Annotated in this window: 17 protein-coding genes; 7 read left to right on the top strand and 10 right to left on the bottom strand. The window is 46.4% G+C overall.

What is annotated here, in order from left to right; translation table 11 throughout:
• Nucleotides 1-10 precede the first annotated feature (10 nt).
• Nucleotides 11-388 (bottom strand): fluoride efflux transporter CrcB, encoded by a 378-nt coding sequence (gene crcB / locus HUX74_RS02825; RefSeq protein ID WP_117600732.1) that lies wholly within the window; start codon nt 386-388, stop codon nt 11-13.
• Nucleotides 389-728: 340 nt separating this feature from the next.
• Here crcB and HUX74_RS02820 point away from each other — a divergent pair, with 340 nt between their 5' ends.
• Nucleotides 729-2891, top strand: coding sequence for a glycoside hydrolase family 97 protein (locus HUX74_RS02820; protein WP_174646166.1), 2163 nt, complete (start codon nt 729-731; stop codon nt 2889-2891).
• Nucleotides 2892-3096: 205 nt separating this feature from the next.
• Nucleotides 3097-4044 (top strand): EFR1 family ferrodoxin, encoded by a 948-nt coding sequence (locus HUX74_RS02815; protein ID WP_174646165.1) that lies wholly within the window; start codon nt 3097-3099, stop codon nt 4042-4044.
• Here the strand turns inward: HUX74_RS02815 and HUX74_RS02810 are convergent.
• Nucleotides 4041-4847, bottom strand: coding sequence for a helix-turn-helix domain-containing protein (locus HUX74_RS02810; RefSeq protein WP_174646164.1), 807 nt, complete (start codon nt 4845-4847; stop codon nt 4041-4043). The genes HUX74_RS02815 and HUX74_RS02810 overlap by 4 nt on opposite strands.
• A gap of 171 nt (nt 4848-5018) precedes the next feature.
• Here HUX74_RS02810 and HUX74_RS02805 point away from each other — a divergent pair, with 171 nt between their 5' ends.
• The 3 genes from HUX74_RS02805 (at nt 5019) to gcvT (ending at nt 8971) form a co-directional block, all read left to right on the top strand.
• Nucleotides 5019-6431, top strand: coding sequence for an amidophosphoribosyltransferase (locus HUX74_RS02805; RefSeq protein ID WP_174646163.1), 1413 nt, complete (start codon nt 5019-5021; stop codon nt 6429-6431).
• A gap of 196 nt (nt 6432-6627) precedes the next feature.
• Complete coding sequence (gene pepT / locus HUX74_RS02800) at nt 6628-7851, top strand: peptidase T (protein ID WP_174646162.1); 1224 nt, start codon at nt 6628-6630, stop codon at nt 7849-7851.
• A 31-nt stretch (nt 7852-7882) separates the two neighbouring features.
• Nucleotides 7883-8971, top strand: a complete 1089-nt coding sequence (gene gcvT, locus HUX74_RS02795) for a glycine cleavage system aminomethyltransferase GcvT (protein WP_174646161.1) — start codon at nt 7883-7885, stop codon at nt 8969-8971.
• A gap of 91 nt (nt 8972-9062) precedes the next feature.
• Here the strand turns inward: gcvT and HUX74_RS02790 are convergent, their stop codons facing one another.
• Both HUX74_RS02790 and HUX74_RS02785 read right to left on the bottom strand, forming a co-directional pair.
• On the bottom strand, nt 9063-10589 hold the full coding sequence (locus HUX74_RS02790) for a M48 family metallopeptidase (protein WP_174646160.1): 1527 nt from the start codon (nt 10587-10589) through the stop codon (nt 9063-9065).
• A gap of 181 nt (nt 10590-10770) precedes the next feature.
• Nucleotides 10771-11022, bottom strand: coding sequence for a type B 50S ribosomal protein L31 (locus HUX74_RS02785; RefSeq protein ID WP_005835945.1), 252 nt, complete (start codon nt 11020-11022; stop codon nt 10771-10773).
• 188 nt (nt 11023-11210) lie between these two features.
• Here HUX74_RS02785 and HUX74_RS02780 point away from each other — a divergent pair, with 188 nt between their 5' ends.
• Nucleotides 11211-12218: an endonuclease gene (locus tag HUX74_RS02780; RefSeq protein ID WP_005835947.1), complete on the top strand. Its 1008-nt coding sequence runs from the start codon at nt 11211-11213 to the stop codon at nt 12216-12218.
• A gap of 282 nt (nt 12219-12500) precedes the next feature.
• Complete coding sequence (locus HUX74_RS02775) at nt 12501-13511, top strand: class II fructose-bisphosphate aldolase (RefSeq protein WP_005826798.1); 1011 nt, start codon at nt 12501-12503, stop codon at nt 13509-13511.
• A gap of 467 nt (nt 13512-13978) precedes the next feature.
• Here the strand turns inward: HUX74_RS02775 and HUX74_RS02770 are convergent, their stop codons facing one another.
• The 6 genes from HUX74_RS02770 to HUX74_RS02745 all read right to left on the bottom strand — a co-directional run bounded on the left by HUX74_RS02770 (nt 13979) and on the right by HUX74_RS02745 (nt 21602).
• Nucleotides 13979-15829: a glycoside hydrolase family 13 protein gene (locus HUX74_RS02770; RefSeq protein ID WP_174646159.1), complete on the bottom strand. Its 1851-nt coding sequence runs from the start codon at nt 15827-15829 to the stop codon at nt 13979-13981.
• A 110-nt stretch (nt 15830-15939) separates the two neighbouring features.
• Nucleotides 15940-17292, bottom strand: a complete 1353-nt coding sequence (locus tag HUX74_RS02765; protein ID WP_174646158.1) for a lipopolysaccharide assembly protein LapB — start codon at nt 17290-17292, stop codon at nt 15940-15942.
• A 172-nt stretch (nt 17293-17464) separates the two neighbouring features.
• Complete coding sequence (locus HUX74_RS02760) at nt 17465-18625, bottom strand: sodium ion-translocating decarboxylase subunit beta (RefSeq protein WP_005826789.1); 1161 nt, start codon at nt 18623-18625, stop codon at nt 17465-17467.
• A gap of 1 nt (nt 18626) precedes the next feature.
• Entirely contained in the window at nt 18627-19061 is a 435-nt protein-coding gene (locus HUX74_RS02755) for a biotin/lipoyl-containing protein (RefSeq protein WP_005826788.1), read from the bottom strand.
• Nucleotides 19062-19084: 23 nt separating this feature from the next.
• Nucleotides 19085-20017, bottom strand: a complete 933-nt coding sequence (locus HUX74_RS02750; protein WP_008663742.1) for an OadG family transporter subunit — start codon at nt 20015-20017, stop codon at nt 19085-19087.
• A gap of 31 nt (nt 20018-20048) precedes the next feature.
• Nucleotides 20049-21602, bottom strand: a complete 1554-nt coding sequence (locus tag HUX74_RS02745) for an acyl-CoA carboxylase subunit beta (RefSeq protein ID WP_117965501.1) — start codon at nt 21600-21602, stop codon at nt 20049-20051.
• Nucleotides 21603-21624 lie beyond the last annotated feature (22 nt).

Raw genomic sequence — 21624 nt, 5'->3', positions numbered from 1 at the left:
GTGTTTGGAGTTATATACAGCGTCCGAAGGTACCGCCGGCGAAAGCAGCAAGGACTCCTAATGTGATACTTAACAAGGTATATAAGGCAAACATTCCGTAGAATCCTTGCTTTATCAGAATCAGTCCGTCATTGCTGAAAGTGGAGAAGGTGGTGAATCCTCCGCACAGACCTGTAGTCAGCAACAGCCGTATTTCGGTAGAAAGGTTGAAACGGGCAGATAAGGTATAAAATAGCCCGATGAGGAAACTTCCGAGGATATTGACTGTGAACGTAGCCCATGGGAAAGAGTAGGGGACGATGCGCTCGTGGAGCATCATCTGTACGCAGTAGCGCAGTACGCTGCCGGTACCGCCGCCAAGGAATATAGCTATCAGTATTTTGTCCATAGGATGTATAGGTATGGTTTTTGATTGCAAAGGTAATCACTTTTTGTATGCCAGGCTATATGGTAAAGTCTGTCTTTTGTATCTATGGCACCGAAATTTGTTGTTCGCGTTCTATATCTTGCATCTTGAAATATGGGTGGGCTGGAGGCAACCCGGAAAATTCAGGAGTTCAATGGTGTTATTTCGGTTGTAGCGCTTACGGCTAATGTTTTTGTTCAAGGGAAACTGGCTTTCATGCAAACGTTTGCCGACAAATCATCATAATTTTAATTTAATTGCGTCAGAGCGTATTTCTTTCCTGCTTATATTTGCATTTGGAACATAATTTTATAAATATAGCATGAGAAACATGAAAGCAATCTGTACAAAATTAGCCTGCTTCCTGCTCGTTTTGTTGGTGAGCGGCGTAGCAATGGCAGAGAGTATTACCTCTCCCAACGGACAACTTCAATTGAATTTTTCGGTAAATGCGCAAGGCGAACCCGTTTACGAACTTTCTTACAAAGGAAAGCCGGTGATTAACCCTTCTAAATTAGGACTCGAACTGAAGAACGACCCCGGTCTGATGAATGGCTTTACGCTGGCGGATGCAAAGACTTCCACTTTCGACGAGACTTGGGAACCGGTATGGGGGGAAGTAAAGCAAATCCGTAACCACTACAATGAGCTGGCTGTGACGCTCAACCAAAAGGCGCAGGATAGGAACATCATTATCCGCTTCCGTTTGTTCGACGATGGTATGGGCTTCCGCTATGAATTCCCTTTGCAGAAGAATCTGAACTATTTCGTGATTAAGGAGGAGCGTACTCAGTTTGCCATGACTGGCGACCACACAGCCTTCTGGATTCCGGGCGACTACGATACGCAGGAATATGATTACACAGAATCCAAACTTTCTGAAATTCGCGGGTTGATGAAAGGGGCCATTACGCCTAACTCTTCACAAACCCCGTTTTCGCCCACCGGTGTTCAGACTTCTTTGCAGATGAAGACTGCTGATGGCTTGTACATCAACTTGCACGAAGCTGCTTTGGTGGATTACTCTTGCATGCACTTGAACCTGGATGATAAGAATTTTGTTTTTGAATCTTGGCTTACTCCCGATGCAGTAGGCGATAAAGGTTATCTGCAAGCTCCCTGCACGTCACCGTGGCGTACGGTTATCGTAAGCGACGATGCTCGTGACATCCTTGCCTCTAAAATCACGCTGAACTTGAACGAACCTTGTGCTTACGAGGACGTTTCCTGGATTAAGCCCGTGAAATACGTAGGTGTATGGTGGGAAATGATTGCAGGTAAGAGCACCTGGGCATATACAGACGACCTTCCCTCCATCAAACTGGGTGAAGTGGACTACTCCAAAATGAAGCCCAATGGCCGTCACGGTGCCACTAACGAAAATGTAAAAAAGTACATCGACTTCGCAGCCGAGCACGGTCTGGACCAAGTATTGGTAGAAGGCTGGAATGAAGGCTGGGAAGACTGGTTTGGCAAATCCAAGGATTATGTATTCGACTTCGTAACTCCTTATCCCGATTTCGACGTGAAGATGCTGAATGAATATGCCAAGAGCAAAGGCGTGAAGTTGATGATGCATCATGAGACATCCGGTTCGGTGCGCAACTACGAACGTCACATGGACAAGGCCTATCAGTTTATGGTGGATAATGGCTACAATGCCGTGAAGAGCGGATATGTAGGTAATATGATTCCCCGTGGTGAACATCATTATGGACAATGGCTGAATAACCACTACCTCTATGCCGTGAAGAAGGCAGCCGACTACAAAATTTGTGTAAATGCGCACGAAGCTGTACGCCCTACCGGTTTGTGCCGTACTTATCCTAACTTGATTGGCAACGAATCTGCACGAGGAACTGAATATGAGGCATTCGGCGGCAGCAAACCGTTCCATACCACATTGCTTCCATTCAACCGCTTGATTGGCGGTCCGATGGATTATACACCGGGTATCTTCGATACCAAACTTGACTTTATGGGCGATTTGCCCCACGGACAAGTGCAGACTACACTTGCCAAGCAACTCGCTCTGTATGTAACTTTATACAGCCCGTTGCAGATGGCTGCCGACTTGGTTGAGAACTACGAAAAGCACATGGATGCTTTCCAATTCATCAAGGATGTGGCAGTAGACTGGGACGACAGCAACTACATTGAAGCAGAACCGGGTGATTACATTACCGTGGTCCGTAAGGCAAAAGGAACCGGCAACTGGTTTGTTGGAGGTATTACAGACGAGAATGCACGTACAGCCAACTTTACGCTCGACTTCCTTGAACCGGGCAAGCAATACGTAGCCACTCTCTATGCCGACGGTAAAGATGCTGATTACAAGGAGAACCCTACTTCTTATCAGATAAAGAAGGGTATCGTAACCAGCAAGACCAAAATGTCCGTGAAGGAAGCGCGTAGCGGTGGTTTTGCATTGAGCTTGATTGAAGCGACTCCGGCTGACAAGAAAGTTGTGAAGAAGTGGAGATAATTTAGGGTAGAAAGAGTTTTTATTAGGCATTAGTGAGGCCCCGCAGAAGTCCAATCTTTGCGGGGCTTTTTTTGTGTTAGGGTAAGCTCATTCTTATACCGTAAAAATAGCATCAAGACCCGAGTTTTTGGTAAGTCCGTTCTTTGGGGAAACCTTTATTTTTGCACTCAGATAACAGATTGCATAATCATTAAAAATCAGAGATATGAATACGGATAAGAAAATCAGTCGTCGGGAGGCTTTAAAGCGTATGGGATTTGCCGTGATGAGCGGTGCTATCACATCTTCCGGCCTACTCTCGTTGGCATCCTGCGAAACAAAGAGGAGTAAGCGTATCATCTTTTATTTTACCGGAACGGGTAACAGTCTTTACATCGCCCGTCAATTAGCTGGAGAGAACGCAGAATTGTTGAGTATCCCTCAGATGGTGAAACGGGGGAAATATGAATTTGAGGCAGATGAAATCGGCATCGTTTATCCCATCTACGGTCATATGCCTCCCTATATGGTACGGCAGTTCATTCAGAAAGCAAAACTGAAGGCAGAATACAAGTTTGCTGTCCTCACCTATGGTGCAAGGAAGTGCAATGCGGTAGAGATTTGGGACCGTATATCCTGTAAAGCCGACAATGCGTTTGACTATATCAACACTATCATCATGGTGGATAACTGGCTACCCAACTTCGACATGAACGAGCAACTCAAGATAGACAAGCACATTCCTGAGAACTTACAGAAGATAACGGCAGATATCAACAGTCGGCAGCATTGGCACGAACCGGTGACGGAGGAGGAACGGCAACAGCACCAAGGTTTTATGCAGCGGAGTGGACTCGACCCCGAGGTGGGCTTCCTGATGAAAAGCGAGAAGTTCTTTACCGTGACCGATGCTTGTATTGACTGTGGCATCTGCACCTACGTTTGTCCGCGTGGTAACTATGAGCTGACGTCGAGAGGAGTGAAGACGTCCGGTGACTGTGAGTTCTGTTTTGCCTGCATACAGAATTGTCCGCAGAAGGCTATTCAGTTCATAAAGCAGGAAGATGGCTCTTTTCCTGACGGAACGGAGAAGAACCCCAATGCCCGCTATCGTAATGAGCATATTTCGCTAATAGATCTGAAACGGGCAAACAATCAAAACTATAATCATTAACTTCTGTATTCTGTCGGATTTACACCCAGATGTTGTTGTACGTAACGGCTAAAATAAGCAAGAGAGGAAAAACCGAACATATCGGAAATACGGACGAACGTTAGTGATTTGTCGCGCAGCAAACGCGAGATGTCGAGTGTGGTATAGCGGTTTATCCAGTAGTTTGCTGTATAACCGCTTACTTTCTTGGAAACTTCCGAAAGATATTTGGAAGTGACACATAGGCAGTCGGCATAATAGGTCACTTCACGATGCTCGCGGAAAGTTCCGTTTTCCAGCATGTTGAGGAAACGGTTCATGATGGAAGCATTTTGTACAGAGATATTGTTCTCGCCATATAGATGGGAGTGGAAATCGAAGAAGTCGAGTATCAACATCTGTGTGGAGGCGATAAGCATATCGCGATGGAAATGATGGTCTGTATTCCGGAGTCTGTATTCCACTTGTTCAAAATCCCGGAGACATAGCTCTTGCTGTTCGGTAGTCAGGGACATGATAGGATTGAGAAATAGGGAAAGTTGCCCTTTCATGCCGTAGTTGTTCTGCGGTGTACTCAGCACCACAAAGCCCGATGCGATATAGATGACCTTTACACGAAAATCTTCTGAAGGTTGAATTTTCTCTACCAGTTTTCCTTTGCGGACAATCATCAGATCGCCGGCACGTAACTCACGCTCCTCTCCATTGTACTTCAACCGGCAGATTCCTGACAGACAGAGGGCATGTGCAAGATAGCCACTGTATGCGTCCGTCCCCAGACCTTGAATAGTATCGGCTATTATAATATTTGCGGTTTCTCCCATTATACAGTTGTTTGGTTTCAATCACAAAAGTATATGTTTCCAATAATATAACTTCTATTGTGGGCAAGAAATATATTGCCTTTTTTATTCATTTCAAATCTGCCCGAATTTCGCAAATTCTTCATACCTTTGCATCCGTTAATTTTAGAAACCAATAACAAAACAGAACTTATGGGAGGTTTTTTCGGAACAGTCGCCAAGGCAACAAGCTGTGTGGCAGATTTGTTTTACGGCACAGATTATAATTCACATTTAGGGACAAAACGTGGTGGGTTGGCTACATACGATGCAGAAACGGAGCAGTTTACCCGTTCCATTCACAATCTGGAAAGCACTTATTTCCGCACGAAGTTTGAGGGTGAACTGGACAAGTTCAAAGGAAATTCCGGAATAGGAATCATCAGCGACACAGACCCTCAACCCCTTATCCTCAACTCCCACCTTGGCCGCTTTGCCCTTGTAACGGTAGCCAAAATCGTGAATCTGCAAGAACTGGAAGCAGAACTGTTGGCTCAGAACATGCACTTCGCCGAACTTAGTTCGGGCAAGACCAATCAGACGGAACTTATCGCCCTCCTTATTATACAAGGAAAGACATTTGTCGAAGGAATTGAAAATGTGTATAAGCATATCAAAGGTTCCTGCTCCATGCTGCTTCTTACAGAGGATGGTATCATCGCTGCTCGTGACCGGTGGGGACGTACTCCGATTGTTATCGGAAAAAAGGATGGGGCGTATGCAGCGACAAGCGAGTCGAGCAGCTTCCCGAATCTCGGTTATGAGATAGACCGTTATTTGGGACCCGGAGAGATTGTTCGCCTGCGTGCCAATGGGGTGGAACAGATGCGCAAGCCTGATGAGGGAATGCAGATTTGTTCCTTCCTATGGGTATATTACGGTTTCCCCACTTCCTGCTACGAAGGTAAGAATGTGGAGGAAGTGCGTTTTGCCTCCGGTTTCAAGATGGCACAGACAGATAAGTCAGAGGTGGATTGTGCCTGCGGCATTCCTGATTCGGGTGTAGGTATGGCGCTTGGGTATGCCGAAGGTAAAGGAGTTCCTTATCATCGTGCCATTTCCAAATATACTCCGACTTGGCCTCGTAGTTTTACTCCCAGCAAGCAAGAATTGCGTTCGCTGGTGGCAAAGATGAAGCTGATTCCCAATCGTGCCATGCTCGAGGGCAAGCGCTTGCTGTTCTGTGATGATTCTATTGTCCGGGGTACCCAGTTGCACGACAATGTGAAGGTGCTGTATGAGTATGGTGCCAAGGAGGTGCATATCCGGATTGCTTGTCCTCCATTGATATATAGCTGCCCGTTTGTAGGATTCACGGCTTCCAAAAGCGACATGGAGCTGATTACCCGTCGTGTCATCAAGGAGCTGGAGGGTGATGAGAATAAGAATCTCGATAAGTATGCCACTACCGGTTCACCCGAATATGAAAAGATGGTGGACGTTATCCGTGAGCGTTTCGGACTTTCATCCTTGAAGTTCAATACGTTGGAAACTCTGGTTGAGGCTATCGGATTGCCTAAATGTAAGATATGTACGCACTGTTTCGATGGTAGCAGCCATTTTTGATTGACAATTTGTCCTTAAGGAATAAAAAAGGGGCGTGAATTGCTTGGCAGTTCACGCCCCTTTTTTTATCTTTACAGCACAAAATAGTGATTAATGATTAGTGATTAATGATTAATGCCATTCGGATAATGCTTTTCGCCAATTACTAATCACTGACCATTAATCACTGACCATTAATCACTAATCATTATTCATCATGACTTTAGTAGAACGTTTTTTAAAGTACGTAAGCTTCGATACTCAGTCCAGTGAAGAGACTGGGGTTACTCCGAGTACTCCGGGACAAATGGTGTTTGCCCGGTATCTGAAAGAAGAATTGGAAACTTTGGGTCTGAAAGAAATCACGTTGGACGAAAATGGTTATCTGTTCGCCACTCTTCCTGCCAATACAGACAAGCCGTTGCCCGTCATCGGCTTTATTGCCCACATGGATACAAGCCCCGATATGAGTGGCAAGAACGTTTCTCCGCGTATCGTGCAGAATTATGACGGTAAGGACATCGTTCTTTGCGCCGAAGAGAATGTGGTTCTTTCTCCTGTCCGGTTCCCCGAACTGCTCGACCATCAAGGGGAAGATTTGATTGTGACCGACGGCAAGACCTTGCTTGGTGCCGATGATAAAGCCGGTATTGCCGAAATTGTATCGGCGGTGGTATATCTGAAGGAGCACCCCGAAATCAAGCACGGTAAAATTCGTATCGGCTTTAATCCGGATGAGGAAATCGGTTTGGGCGCCCATAAGTTCAATGTAGCGCAGTTCGGTTGCGAATGGGCCTATACCATGGATGGCGGAGAAGTGGGTGAACTTGAATTCGAGAACTTCAATGCGGCCTTTGCCAAGATAAGTTTCAAGGGACGGAATGTGCATCCGGGCTATGCCAAGAATAAGATGATTAACTCTATCCGCGTTGCCAACCGTTTCATGTCCATGCTTCCGGCTGACGAGGCCCCGGAGCATACCGAAGGTTACGAAGGTTTCTATCATCTGATAGGCATTACCGGTGAGGTGGAGCAGACAACAGTCTCTTACATTATCCGTGACCACGACCGCGCCCGCTTTGAAGAGCGCAAGAAGGAGATGGAACGTCTTGTGGCAAAAATCAATGAAGAATACGGTCCGGGTACCGCTACTCTGGAACTTCGCGACCAATACTACAATATGCGTGAACAGATTGAACCGGTGATGCATATCATCGACACCGCTTTTGCCGCCATGAAGGCAGTAGGTGTAGAGCCTCGTGTAAAAGCCATTCGCGGAGGTACGGACGGTGCCCAGCTCTCTTTCAAGGGCCTGCCTTGTCCCAATATCTTTGCCGGTGGCTTGAACTTCCACGGCCGCTATGAGTTCGTGCCTATCCAGAACATGGAGAAAGCCATGAACGTCATCGTCAAGATTGCCGAGCTCGTAGCAAGCAAATAGATAATTCATAACTCATAACTCTAATAGTTCCATGAAAACCACTCCGTTTACCGAAAAACACATCTCGCTGGGTGCCAAGATGCACGAGTTTGCGGGATATAATATGCCTATCGAGTATTCCGGCATCATTGACGAGCATCTTACAGTATGTCAGGGTGTCGGTGTATTCGACGTCTCACACATGGGAGAATTTTGGGTGAAAGGTCCCCATGCTTTGGACTTTCTGCAGAAAGTGACTTCCAATAACGTAGCTGCCCTCACACCGGGGAAAGTACAGTATACCTGCTTCCCAAATGAAAATGGAGGCATTGTGGACGACCTTCTGGTCTATCATTATGAGCCGGAGAAATACCTGCTTGTCGTGAATGCGTCGAACATTGAGAAAGACTGGAACTGGTGTGTGTCTCATAACACGGAAGGCGCAGAATTGGAAAATGCTTCCGAGCACATGGCACAGCTTGCTGTGCAAGGACCGAAGGCTATTCAGGCTTTGCAGAAGCTGACTTCCATTAATCTTTCCGACCTTCCTTACTATACTTTTACCCATGGTGAGTTTGCCGGAGAAAAGGATGTCATTATCTCCAATACCGGATATACCGGTGCGGGTGGTTTTGAGCTTTACTTCTATCCGGAGGCTGCCATGAAGATTTGGGATGCCGTGTTCGAGGCAGGCGCGGAGTTCGGCATTAAGCCAGTTGGTCTGGGTGCGCGCGATACGCTTCGTCTGGAAATGGGCTTCTGTTTGTATGGCAATGATTTGGATGACACCACTTCGCCCATTGAAGCGGGTTTAGGATGGATTACCAAGTTTGTGGAGGGAAAGAACTTCACCAATCGCCCGATGCTGGAAAAACAGAAAGCGGAAGGCACTACCCGTAAGTTGGTGGAATTTGAAATGATAGACCGCGGTATCCCCCGTCATGGTTACGAGCTGTATAGTACAGACGGTACTGCCATCGGTGTGGTTACCTCCGGAACTATGTCGCCTACCCGCAAGATTGGTATCGGAATGGGGTATATCAGACCCGAATACAGCAAGGTCGGTACGGAAATCTGCATTGACATGCGAGGACGTAAGCTGAAAGCTGTGGTTGTGAAGCCGCCGTTCCGCAAACAGTAATTTGAATGAATAACTAAAATAAGAAGAATGAAGAATTTGTCATGCGGCATCATCGTGCAGTCAAATTCTTCATTCTTAGTTATTCCTTTCTCTATATTCTGCTTATCCTGTCCAGCATTTGGTTTGCCCAACCTATCTCTTTATTGGTCCATTCCTTTTCGGTTCCTTCTATGCCTTGGCCTTCGTAGTCCGAAAGCAAGGTGATGTATTCTTTCAGTATATCGGCGGCTTGGGCTTGTTTGTTCATGCGCATCAATAATAGTATTTTTTGTTTATATATGTCCAGATTGGGGCTTGTTCCTGCCATCTCCTGGGCTTTATCAAGCATGGCGAGGCAGCGGTTGTTCACTTCTTCCGTATTAGACAGTGCCATTTCCGCTTTTACCAGGATGATGTAGTCATTGTCCGTGGCTAGTCTGTTGTCAATGTTCTTGCGTATCAGCCGGGCAGTTTCCTTATAGCGCTTGTTGGCGTAGTTCATACTTGCGTTGAAAAAAACGACATCGCTGGTGGTCCGTAGGTAGGGGCGGGCACTCAGGCTATGGGATTCACCGGCCTTTTCTATACGCTTTTGCAGGTTGCCGATGCTGCCGTAGCGAGGAATGTCCTTGTTGCGTTGGTGCAGGTTGTAATACCCTATAATTTTACCGAGGGCCGATGCGATTCCGTCGGGATTATATCCCTTGAATGCCAGAAGTTGGCGCGCAAGGCGGTCTGAAGAGATTTCCTGGGAAGTTTTGTATTTCATCCCCAACCGGTCCGTTGCCGGAATGCTCAAAAGGGAAGCGATGGCTCCGATATCTGCCACCAGACTGACGGCATAAGCATCTTCATTATCGTCCCAGTAGGCCACATCGAGGGCTGCGCTGGCGGTAGTGGCAAAGACATCTGCCCAAAAAGCTGCACGCTTGGCACGCCGCTCGGCACGGTAAATGTTGTTTACCTGATGGTCGAGGACGAAATGTCCCAGCTCACATGCGATGACGGCGGCCAGTTCGTCTTCGGAATCAAGAGTGCAGAGGAGGCCCGTACTGATAACCATGGAGCCGTTGGGAAGCATGAAGGCATCTGGTTCGGGCGACTGGATGATACGTATGTTCAGACTCTCCCCGCGATTGCTGTCAATGGTGGTGGCGTTCAACTTGGAGAACACTCCCTGCACGTACGAAACGATGTAATCTTCCTGATAGGCTATCTCATTCAGTTTGTCGAGATACTCCAGGCACTCTTCGTCGATTTCCTGGCGCAGTTTGTGCTTGTAGCCGCGGTCGCTGAAATATTCGTAAAGATGGTTTTTCAAGTATATCTGCTGCCAGAATTCCCGGTCGGTTTGCGGAGCGGATATGGCAATGTGCCCCATCTCATTCAAAGGAATGGTCTCTTGTATGCCGTTCATTTCGACAGCATAGCAAATGTTGTTGCTGCTTTCACCGGGATTCTTCATTTTGACAACCCGGCGGATAATGACCGGTGTACCGGCGGGAGATTGCCGGTACTCTTTTGTCAATTCTCCTTTGACAGCGATGTTTCCGCTTAAATCTTTGTACTTTTTGGGCTTGGCAAATCCTGCCGTTGCGACAAGGATTGTTAGGATGAATAGGGTGGCGAGTCGTTTCATGATTAGTATATGTTTTCGGTTTTGATGATACAAAAATAGGGAAGTGTTTTTCTCCTTTCTCGTTTTTTTCCCTATTCTGTGATAGGAGATTCCCTATTTATCGGTCCTGCAGTGGGAGGCGGAAACAAAAAAGGGAACCTTTCAGTGAAAGACTCCCTTTTTTCAGTTTGCTTGAAACTGATTATTTCTTACGGTTACCGTAACGGCTCATGAACTTATCAACACGACCGGCAGTGTCAACCAGCTTAGACTTACCTGTGTAGAACGGGTGAGAAGTGCTGGAGATTTCCAGCTTTACCAGCGGATAAGTTTCACCTTCGAATTCGATAGTCTCTTTCGTGTTGCAAGTGGAACGAGACAAGAATACATCACCATTTGACATATCTTTAAATACTACCGGACGGTAATTTTCAGGATGAATACCTTTTTTCATTTTGATATTTTCTTTTAAAAATTTATATTCTGTTACTATTTTGGTAATAAATAGTGTAATGGTCTTCTTTTCAGAGCGCAAAGATAGTGCAAGTTGGAGACTCTACAAAATAAATTCAGATTTATTTTTATTTAGTAGGTTTATCGCATTTTATTTCTGATTTTTGCAGGACTTAATCTTGTGAATTTATGAGGAAACTACTTGTCTTATGCTCTTTCTGGCTGTGCGTGGCAACGCTGGGGGCACAAAATGCGGAACGGAAACTGTATAGTGTTGCGTTCTACAATCTTGAGAACTTGTTTGATACGATTCATGATGCAGGTAAGAATGACTATGAGTTCCTGCCCGACGGCAGTTACCAATGGACGGCAAAGAAGTATGAGTCCAAGCTGCAGAACCTTTCCAAAGTGTTGGGTTCCCTTTCGCGTGATTTAGTGCCGGAAGGTCCGGCATTCATCGGTGTGGCAGAGGCGGAGAACAGCCGGGTGCTGGAAGACCTCGTGAAGCAGCCGGCCATTTCCAATTATGAGTTCGTGCATTATGAAGGACCGGACAGACGGGGTATAGACTGTGCCTTGCTGTACGACCCGAAGCAGTTCAGCGTTACCCACTCAAAGTTGGTGCTTTCTACTCCTTTTGAGGGGGATACGGTGCACTTGACGCGCGGCTTCCTGATTGTGGACGGACAACTGGCGGGAGAGCGTGTCTGCGTGATAGTGAACCACTGGCCCTCCCGTGGGGCAAAGTCACCGGTGCGTGTGCATGCAGCCAGGCAGGTAAAGGCCTTGAAGGACTCTCTGATGCGTAGCGACAAGAAGCTGAAACTCATCGTGATGGGGGATATGAATGACGACCCGATGGATGAAAGCATGGAGGTGCTGGGTGCACGCAAATATCCGAAGCAGGTGAAGAAAGGCGAATTCTACAATCCCTGGTGGGAGACACTGGAAGACAAGGGAGTGGGGACATTGCTCTATCGGGGCAAGTGGAACTTGTTTGACCAGATTGTCATTTCGAAACCGTTGCTGAAGGCTAAGAAAGGGTTGCGCTATGATCACAATGAAGTTTTCATCCGCGATTATCTGATTCAGCAGGATGGCAAATACAAAGGTTCCCCCTTGCGTACGCATGGAGGCAGGACTTGGCTGAACGGCTACAGTGACCATTTGCCGACCATCATCTATCTGAAAAATTAGTATTACATAATAATGTGTAAACAGATGCCGGAGAGCAAACATGTTCTCCGGCTTTTTTGTTGATAGAAGTATAGATGGCAAAAGTATGGCTGGCAGAGATAAATGCAAAGAGTTTGTAATATAGAGATTACAATAATCTGTTAAATGAAGCCAATAGCTTTAAAATAGAATGGATTTGGTAGGATGAGCCGGATATTTTATTCCTCTCAAGTTCTTTACTTTAAAGGATAATGATTACTTTTGCGTAGAATTTTAATTCACTAACAATAAAATTTAAACAAAATGGTTAATTACAAAGATTTAGGACTGGTAAACACAAGAGAGATGTTTGCTAAGGCTATCAAAGGTGGATATGCTATTCCGGCATTCAACTTCAACAATATGGAACAGATGCAGGCTATCATCAAGGCTGCAGTTGAAACAAAGTCTCCGGTTATTCTTCAGGTATCTAAGGGTGCCCGTCAGTATGCCAACGCTACGCTGTTGCGTTACATGGCTCAGGGTGCTGTTGAGTACGCTAAGGAATTGGGTTGCAAACATCCTGAAATTGTTCTTCACCTCGACCACGGAGATACATTCGAAACTTGCAAGAGCTGTATCGACTCTGGTTTCTCTTCAGTAATGATTGACGGTTCACACCTTCCGTACGAAGAAAACGTTGCACTGACTAAGAAGGTAGTTGATTATGCTCATCAGTTCGACGTAACTGTAGAAGGCGAACTCGGTGTATTGGCCGGTGTAGAAGATGAAGTTTCTGCAGAACACCATACATATACTAATCCTGAAGAAGTTATTGACTTCGCTACCCGTACAGGTTGCGATTCACTGGCTATCTCAATCGGTACTTCTCATGGTGCATACAAGTTCAAACCCGAACAATGCCACGTTGACCCTGCTACCGGTCGTCTGGTTCCTCCTCCTCTGGAATTTGCCGTTCTGGATGCTGTAATGGAGAAACTTCCGGGATTCCCCATCGTTCTTCACGGTTCTTCTTCTGTTCCTCAGGAAGAAGTTGATACTATCAACAAGTATGGTGGTAAGCTGGAAGCTGCTATCGGTATCCCCGAAGAGCAGTTGCGTAAGGCTGCCAAGTCTGCTGTTTGCAAAATCAACATCGACTCTGACTCACGTCTGGCTATGACAGCTGCTATCCGCAAGACATTTGCTGAAAAACCGGCAGAATTCGACCCGCGTAAGTATCTGGGCCCGGCTCGTGACAATATGGAAAAACTGTACAAGCATAAAATCATCAACGTGCTTGGTTCAGAGAACAAATTGGCTCAACTGGACTAATCGAAAGATAATCCGAATATAGTGTCAGCCCTTGCAATATTGATGTTGCAAGGGCTGATTTATATATAGGCCGGTGTTGTGGGATGGTTAAGTTCACCGGTTATTTCAGAAGCGGATGTTTCAACGTGTACAACAGTCTGTTTCCTTTAACAAAACAGTCTGTTTCCCTTAACTGAACAGTTTGTTTCAATAAAGAGAACACTTTGTTCCAATATGCAAAAACACTTCGTTCCAATACGTAAGAACACTTTGTTTCTACATATCCGAACACTTTGTTTCTCTATACTGGAACAAGGTGTTCACCGTTATGAACTAACAGATTAGCTATATTTGAGACCGGTGAAAAGCATATCCCCGTGACACCTATTCCATACTAAAAATCCCTTGCAGATGGCTGGCAGGAGAAGTGTCTGCCAGCTATCTGCAAGGGAGATTTGCAAGAATGAGCTCTCTGTGTGGAGTACGCGTTATAATTCTATCACTAATGATTCTCTGGGGCCCATCTTCAGCTCTTCACCGAAGGTGATGGCTTTGCCGCTAAGAATATCTTTTCCCTGCTTGCTGTCTTTCAGGATTTCCTTGTAGAATTTCAAAGGAACGGTGGTCTCTGCATCTGTACCGTTCAGCATCACGAATACCGTCTTGCCTTCGTACTGGCGTGCGTAGGCATAAACACCATTCTGTACCATGAACTGCACCATGCTGCCTTTGGCAATCACATCGTTTCCTTTGCGCCAGTTCAGGATGGTCTTGTAGAAGTCGTAGCACTCGTTCTGTATTTTGGTACGTCCGGCTGGGGTCAGTGCGTTTGTTGCGTCACCGGTCCATCCGCCGGGGAAGTCCTTGCGGACATAGCCGTCGCTCTTGCTCTTCACGCCATTCATCATGACTTCCATTCCGTAGTAGAGTTGCGGAATGCGGCGGGTGGTAAGCAGCAGGGTAGAGGCTTGCTTCAGCATCGGAAGGTTGTCGCCTTCGCCCAGGAAGCGGTCGGTGTCGTGGTTTTCGATGAATGCCAGTACGGAAGCGGGGTTGGGGTAGAGGAAGTCGTATACGAAGTTATTGTATATGCGGTCCAGTCCCTTGAACCAAGTCTCGGTCTGTTCATTCTTGGCGGTGTTTATCTTGTCAAAGAAGCTGAAGTCCATGACGGTCTTGAGGTTACTGTTCTTGGGGGCTGATAGCTTGGAATCCTTCTGCCACCAGGCGGTGTAGGCGGGTTCGGTAACCCAGGTCTCGCCCACGGTGTTGTAGTTGGGATATTCTTCGTTGAGCTCTTTCATCCAGTTGCTCATGGCATCATAGTCGGCATACGGGTAAGTGTCCATGCGGATGCCGTCGATGTTGGCGAATTCAATCCACCAGAAACTGTTCTGTACCAGGTAGCGGTAAACGTGAGGGTTCTTCTGGTTGAGGTCGGGCATGGAAGGTACGAACCAGCCGTCGTTCATCTGGTCGGCATCGTACTGGGAAGTATAAGGGTCTACGTGCGGGGTCAGTTTGAAGGAGGTCTGCACGAAGTTGTTTTCGTGGTCGGGGTTGTTGAACCAGTCTTTGGAGGGCATGTCCTTAATCCATACATGCTCTACGCCGCAGTGGTTGAAAATCATGTCCATTACGATTTTGATGCCGCGTGCATGGGCTTTTTCAATCAGTTGCTTGTATTCTTCGTTGGTACCGAAGCGCGGGTCCACCTTGTAGTAGTCTGTGGTGGCATAGCCGTGATAGGAACCGCCGGTCATGTTGTTTTCCAGTACCGGAGTAAACCAGAGGGCTGTGACGCCGAGGTCGGAGAAGTAGTCCAGGTGTTGTTCGATGCCGGCAAGGTCACCGCCGTGGCGTGCATTGGGGTCTTTGCGGTCTATCTTGTACTCGGCCATGCCCGCAATCTGGTCATTGTCCGGGTTGCCATTGGCAAAGCGGTCGGGCATCAGCAGGTACAGTGCGTCGGAGGCGTCGAAACCTTTATGTTCGCAACCTTTCTTGTTGCGTGCCTTCAGTTCATATTCCTTTACGAGTTTCTTTTTTCCTTCAGTGAAGGTGAGGTTGAATTTGCCGGGTTTTACATCCTTGTCCAGTTTCAGATAGACCAGGAGGTAGTTGTTGCTTTCCAGCTTGACGGTGCTGCTCAATGAGACGCCGGGATAATTGACGGATACTGCCGCGTTGCCGATGCCTTCGCCATAGACCATCAGCTGGAGTTCCGGGTTCTGCATGCCGGTGTACCAAAACGGAGGGTCGATTTTGTTCACATTCATAGCTGCATACGTACTGAGGGAGAGTAAGAGTGTTCCCAAGATTAAGAATACTTTTTTCATGATAGTAACTTTACGGTTAATTTTTGCGCTAATTTAAAACAAATAACGGAGAAAGTTAATCTTTCTCCGTTACTGTACCTTATTATATTATGCAAACGTTTTCATTGGGGCTATTTGATGGGGGTTACGCTGGCGGTATCGACCTTTCCCTTGAAGAAGTCCTCTTTCTTGCGCTTTTCTCTGATGTCCTTCAGCCAGTTTTCGGCGGCATTGTATCGGTTGTCTTCTCCGATGATGGGAACTCCGTCTGCATCTACTTCCTGCACTTTGTCCTTGCTGTTTTTCGGACGGGTTTTCAGGTAGGCCGTTAGGTATCTCTCTGCTTTGGACACATCTTTCAGATAGTAATAATAGACAAAGGCTGCGTCGTAGAGCAGTTTGTGTTTCTGCCGGTCGTATTTTTCGTATTGCGTCAGAAGGGTATTCACCTGGTCGGTGTATTGAAATGCCATCTTGTAGCAGTCCGCAAGCCCCACATATAGGCGGGACATGACACTGTCGCTGGGCATGGCGAGGCTTACGGCAGTTTCCAGATAAGTCACTCCATCCTCTTTCCATGATGTCTTGGAGCAGGCGCGTCCCAGATAATAGAGAACGTTGATGTTGGTATTGTCATCTTTGAGAGCTCTTTCCAGCAGGTCGTGTGCAGGGTAGAAGTCTTCGAGGGCATAGTAGCTGATTCCGGCGTAGAAGCAGGTTTGGAAGGAGCTGTCCTTTTCCTGCAACAGTTGTTCATATCTCTCTATTGCTTTGGGGTAATCTTTGTTCAGGCAATAGGCTTGGGCATTGATGCGGTTCACAAGGACGTTGGTGGAGTCTATGGAACGGTATTTCTCCGTTATGTTTATGGCGTTTTCATACTGATGGCCTGCTACATAGATGTTGCCGAGTTTGGCAGCAGACAGGTAATCATTGGGATACCTTTTCTGTATGTCCAGGTAGGCATCTATCACATGCATGATTTCTGTGTTGTCATAGACTTGCCCCATACTTTCGGCTCTAAGGTGTAGTACATAGGCGGAACTGTCCCTTTCTGCCAGCAGGTTGCTTTCCTTTAGAGACTCACGGTATCTCTTCATGTTCATCAGCAGACTGATATACTGGATGCGTGTGTATTTATTGTCCGGGTTTATGTGGAGCGCATTCTGGTAGTAATCCAGCGCCTCGCTATATTTGGCTAGTGATTTGCAGCATTCGGCAGCTTCAATGTATGCCCGGGGATTGAGAGAATCCTGAGTTACGACTTCCTGAAATACGCTCAGAGCTTCAAGGTTATTGCCCAGCCCTTTCAGCGCTTTCCCTTTTTGGTAGAGTAGGGGGACGGTCGGGGTTTCTTGATCGATCAGCATCAAGGCTGTTTCATAATCGTAGTTGGCCATCGCCTCTTGAATGGGGTTTGTGGTCTGTGCCGCCAGAAGTGAACAGCATGCACTGAAACATAAGGAGATAAAAAGCTTTCGCATACAGTATATCATTTATATGAGGTTAAACTGACTGCAAGTTACTAAAAAGAATGTATTTACGAAATAATCGTAATCTGTTTTAGATAGATTAACGAAAAAGCCCCTCCAAAAATGATGGAGGGGCTTTAAAATAGTTCGGAATTCAATCCGGATAACGGAATGAATAAATGTATTACATTAAGAATCCCAGCAGGATACCTGCTGCTACAGCGGAACCGATTACACCGGCAACGTTCGGGCCCATGGCATGCATCAGCAGATAGTTGGTAGGATCGTATTCCAGACCTACTACTTGGGAGATACGTGCAGAGTCGGGTACGGCAGATACACCGGCATTACCGATCAACGGATTAATCTTGTTGCCTTTCTTCAGGAAGAGGTTGAAAATCTTCACGAAGATGACACCGGATGCTGTGGCAATGACAAATGATAAGGCGCCCAGACCGAATATCTTGATTGAATCAAGGGTTAAGAACTCGGATGCTTGCGTAGAAGCACCTACTGTCAAACCAAGCAGAATAGTAATGGTATCAATCAGCGGACCACTGGCTGTGTTTGCCAGACGACGTGTAACTCCACTTTCTTTCAGTAAATTACCGAAGAACAGCATACCCAGCAAAGGCAGACCGGATGGTACAAGGAATGTGGTCAGTAACAAACCGATAATCGGGAACATTACTTTTTCCGTATGTGAAACCACACGGGGAGGTTTCATACGGATAAGACGTTCATTTTTACTGGTCAGCCAACGCATAATAGGCGGCTGTATCACCGGTACTAATGCCATATATGAATAGGCTGATACCGCAATGGCACCCATTAAGTTAGGAGCCAGTTTGGAAGAGAGGAAGATGGCAGTCGGACCATCGGCACCACCAATGATACCGATTGCACCAGCCTGCATTGGGTCAAATCCTATGGCAAGGGCAATCATATAAGCACCGAATATACCGAATTGGGCTGCTGCACCAACCAACATTAATTTGGGGTTCGATATCAAAGCGGAGAAATCCGTCATGGCACCGATACCCAGGAATATGAGTGGCGGGTACCAACCGGAGGTTACTCCCTGGTATAGAATATTAAGTACGGAACCTTCTTCATAGATACCGACTTTCAATCCGGCTTCCATATTGAAAGGTATATTACCAATCAGCATACCGAAACCGATAGGAATTAATAGCATCGGCTCAAATTCCTTGGCTACAGCCAAGTATATGAAAAACAAACCTACCAGAAGCATTACCACATGTCCTACCGTTGCATTGGCAAAACCTGTATAAGTCCAGAAGTCGGCAAGGTTGTTTCCTAAAAATGTGATAAATTCTCCCATATTATTCAATAATTACGAGGTCAGTACCTTCGAGAACAGAGTCCCCTTTGTTTACATTGATGGCTGTAATCTTACCGTCTTTATCAGCATTGATATTGTTTTCCATCTTCATGGCTTCCAGAATGATGATAACTTGTCCCTTCTTTACTGTATCGCCGACATTTACTTTGATATCGAGGATTACACCGGGAAGCGGAGATTTTACACCTGACTTGCCGGTAGAAGCAGCGGCCGGTTTTACTACCGGAGTAGCAGGAGCAGCAGGGGCGGATGTGGCTGCCGGACGTGCTACCGGTTTAACGACTACCTTCGGTGCTTTTTCCATTTCAACTTTGTAGGGAGTACCGTTCACTTCTACGTGAGCGATGTTGTCTTCAATATCTCCAATGGCAACTTTATATACGTTACCGTTAATTTTATATTTATATTCTTTCATCGTTTTATTTTATTATGGGTGACTTACTTTTTGTGAGGAGTCTCACGCAACGTATAAATCTTTGAACTCCACGGTGAGTAACTGCGTTTTACACGGGTAATGGTAAGTATCGTGTCTTCCACATCGTGTACATCGCTTTGGAATTCGTGCATGGCCATTGAAATGGCAGCAAAAACTTCTCCCGGAGCCTGCCCCAGTTGTTTCTCTTTTGCTTCTTGTTTATCAGTAATACCTTTAGCTTTCATGGCATTGCGTTTGCTGAGGTTAACTGATATTTTACCTATAATCTTGAAGGAGATGTAGAGTAATATCAGCCCGCAGAATACAACGCTCATGGCAGAAATAGCCATACCGATACCTACGCTGTCATGCTCTTCGAATTTTTCCATTTTGGCATTGCTGTCGATAGTCTTGTTGTTGGTACTCGGAGTGACATATTTATCTTCGCTTCCACCCTTTACTTCCCATTGGTCGGCTGCATCACTGACACGGGCATAGGATTGGTTGGCTTTTAAAGTACCGGCAGGCACTATGACTTGATCAAGCAATTTCTTGCCAGAATCATACAACCCAATCCAGTTGGCATTTGTGGCATCCAGTTTGAAGTTCGTATGAAATGTACCGCGTCTTGGCTCTCCATCAGCCCAGAAAAGTGCATGCTGACGTGGTTTTATGAGTGTCAGAACGTCACCTTTGGGAATGAAATAACTGGCAGTATCACCCGGCTGGCTGCTGAATTTCAGATAGCAACCTGCAAGGTCGGCGCTGCCGTATGATCTGTTGAATATTTCAATCCATGCGCTGTGCACACCGTAGTCATCCTGATAGTTGCTCTCGTTGTTGACCAGCACTTCATTCAGTAACAGTTTGTTGTTCGATTTCTGTTCTTTGCAAGAAGAGCAAAAGCCCAACACCAGCATCAATGAAAGGAATATTCCGATTTTTGTTTTATTCATAATCGTTCTTGTTTTAGTGTGAAAAGCTTGATTACAAGGGAATATTACCATGCTTCTTAGCCGGGTTAGTCAATTTCTTGGTTTGCAACTGTTGCAGGGCACGGATGATGCGGAAACGTGTGTTACGCGGTTCGATAACATCATCGATGTAACCATATTTAGCTGCATTATAAGGATTGGCAAACAACTTGGTGTATTCAGCCTCTTTTTCAGCCAGGAATTGAGCCGGATTTTCCTGCTCTTTGGCTTCGCGGGCATATAATACTTCTACAGCACCTGCACCACCCATTACAGCGATTTCAGCAGTAGGCCAAGCATAATTCATGTCGCCACGCAGCTGCTTACAGCTCATCACGATGTGCGAACCACCGTAGGATTTACGCAGTGTAATGGTAACCTTGGGTACAGTAGCTTCACCGTATGCATACAGCAGTTTGGCACCGTGCAGGATGACGCCGTTGTACTCCTGGCCGGTTCCCGGAAGGAATCCCGGTACGTCTACCAATGATACGATAGGAATATTGAAGGCGTCGCAGAAACGGACGAAGCGTGCGCCCTTGCGGGATGCGTTGCTGTCGAGCACACCTGCCAGATACTTCGGCTGGTTGGCAACGATACCTACGGACTGTCCGTTGAAACGTGCGAAACCGATAATGATATTCTTTGAATAATCTTTTTGGATTTCGAGGAACTCACCATTATCTATGATAGCGCCAATTACCTCGTACATATCGTACGGCTTGTTCGGGTTATCAGGAATGATGTCGTTCAGGGAATCTTCCAGACGGTCGATAGGGTCTGTACAGTCTACATAGGGAGCTTCTTCCAGGTTGTTCTGGGGAATGTAGCTCAACAGTTTGCGGATAAGAGCCAAACCTTCTTCTTCTGTCTGTGCAGTAAAATGAGTAACACCAGATTTGGTGGAGTGAACGCTCGCGCCACCCAGGTTTTCCTGGCTTACGTCTTCTCCGGTTACAGTCTTTACTACCTTCGGACCGGTAAGGAACATGTAGGATGTACCTTCCATCATCAAAGTAAAGTCTGTCAAGGCAGGAGAGTAAACGGCGCCACCGGCACAAGGACCGAAAATACCGGAAATCTGCGGAATGACACCCGAAGCAAGTATGTTACGTTGGAAGATTTCAGCGTAGCCAGCCAAGGCATTGATACCTTCCTGAATACGTGCACCGCCCGAGTCGTTGATACCGATACACGGAGCACCCATTTTCATGGCTTGGTCCATAATCTTACAGATTTTCAGAGACATGGTTTCGGACAGTGAACCGGCAGAAACTGTGAAGTCCTGTGCGAAGACATAAACCAGACGGCCCTCGATTGTACCGCAACCGGTTACCACACCGTCACCGGGGTAGTGTTTCTTTTCCATGCCGAAGTTCGTACATCTATGTTCTACGAACATGTCCATTTCTTCGAAACTGCCTTCGTCGAGAAGCATGGCTATACGCTCACGAGCTGTATATTTACCCTTCTCGTGTTGCTTTGCAATCGCTTTTTCACCACCACCGAGACGTGCTGCAGCGCGGCGGTCTATAAGCTCTTTAATCTTTTCAAGTTGATTACTCATGAATTTATATTCTTTAAATGTT

Origin of the sequence: Bacteroides sp. Marseille-P8574 (assembly GCF_902825465.1) — a bacterium.
Lineage (GTDB): Bacteria > Bacteroidota > Bacteroidia > Bacteroidales > Bacteroidaceae > Bacteroides > Bacteroides uniformis.
This window is presented reverse-complemented; position numbering and strand designations above follow the sequence as displayed.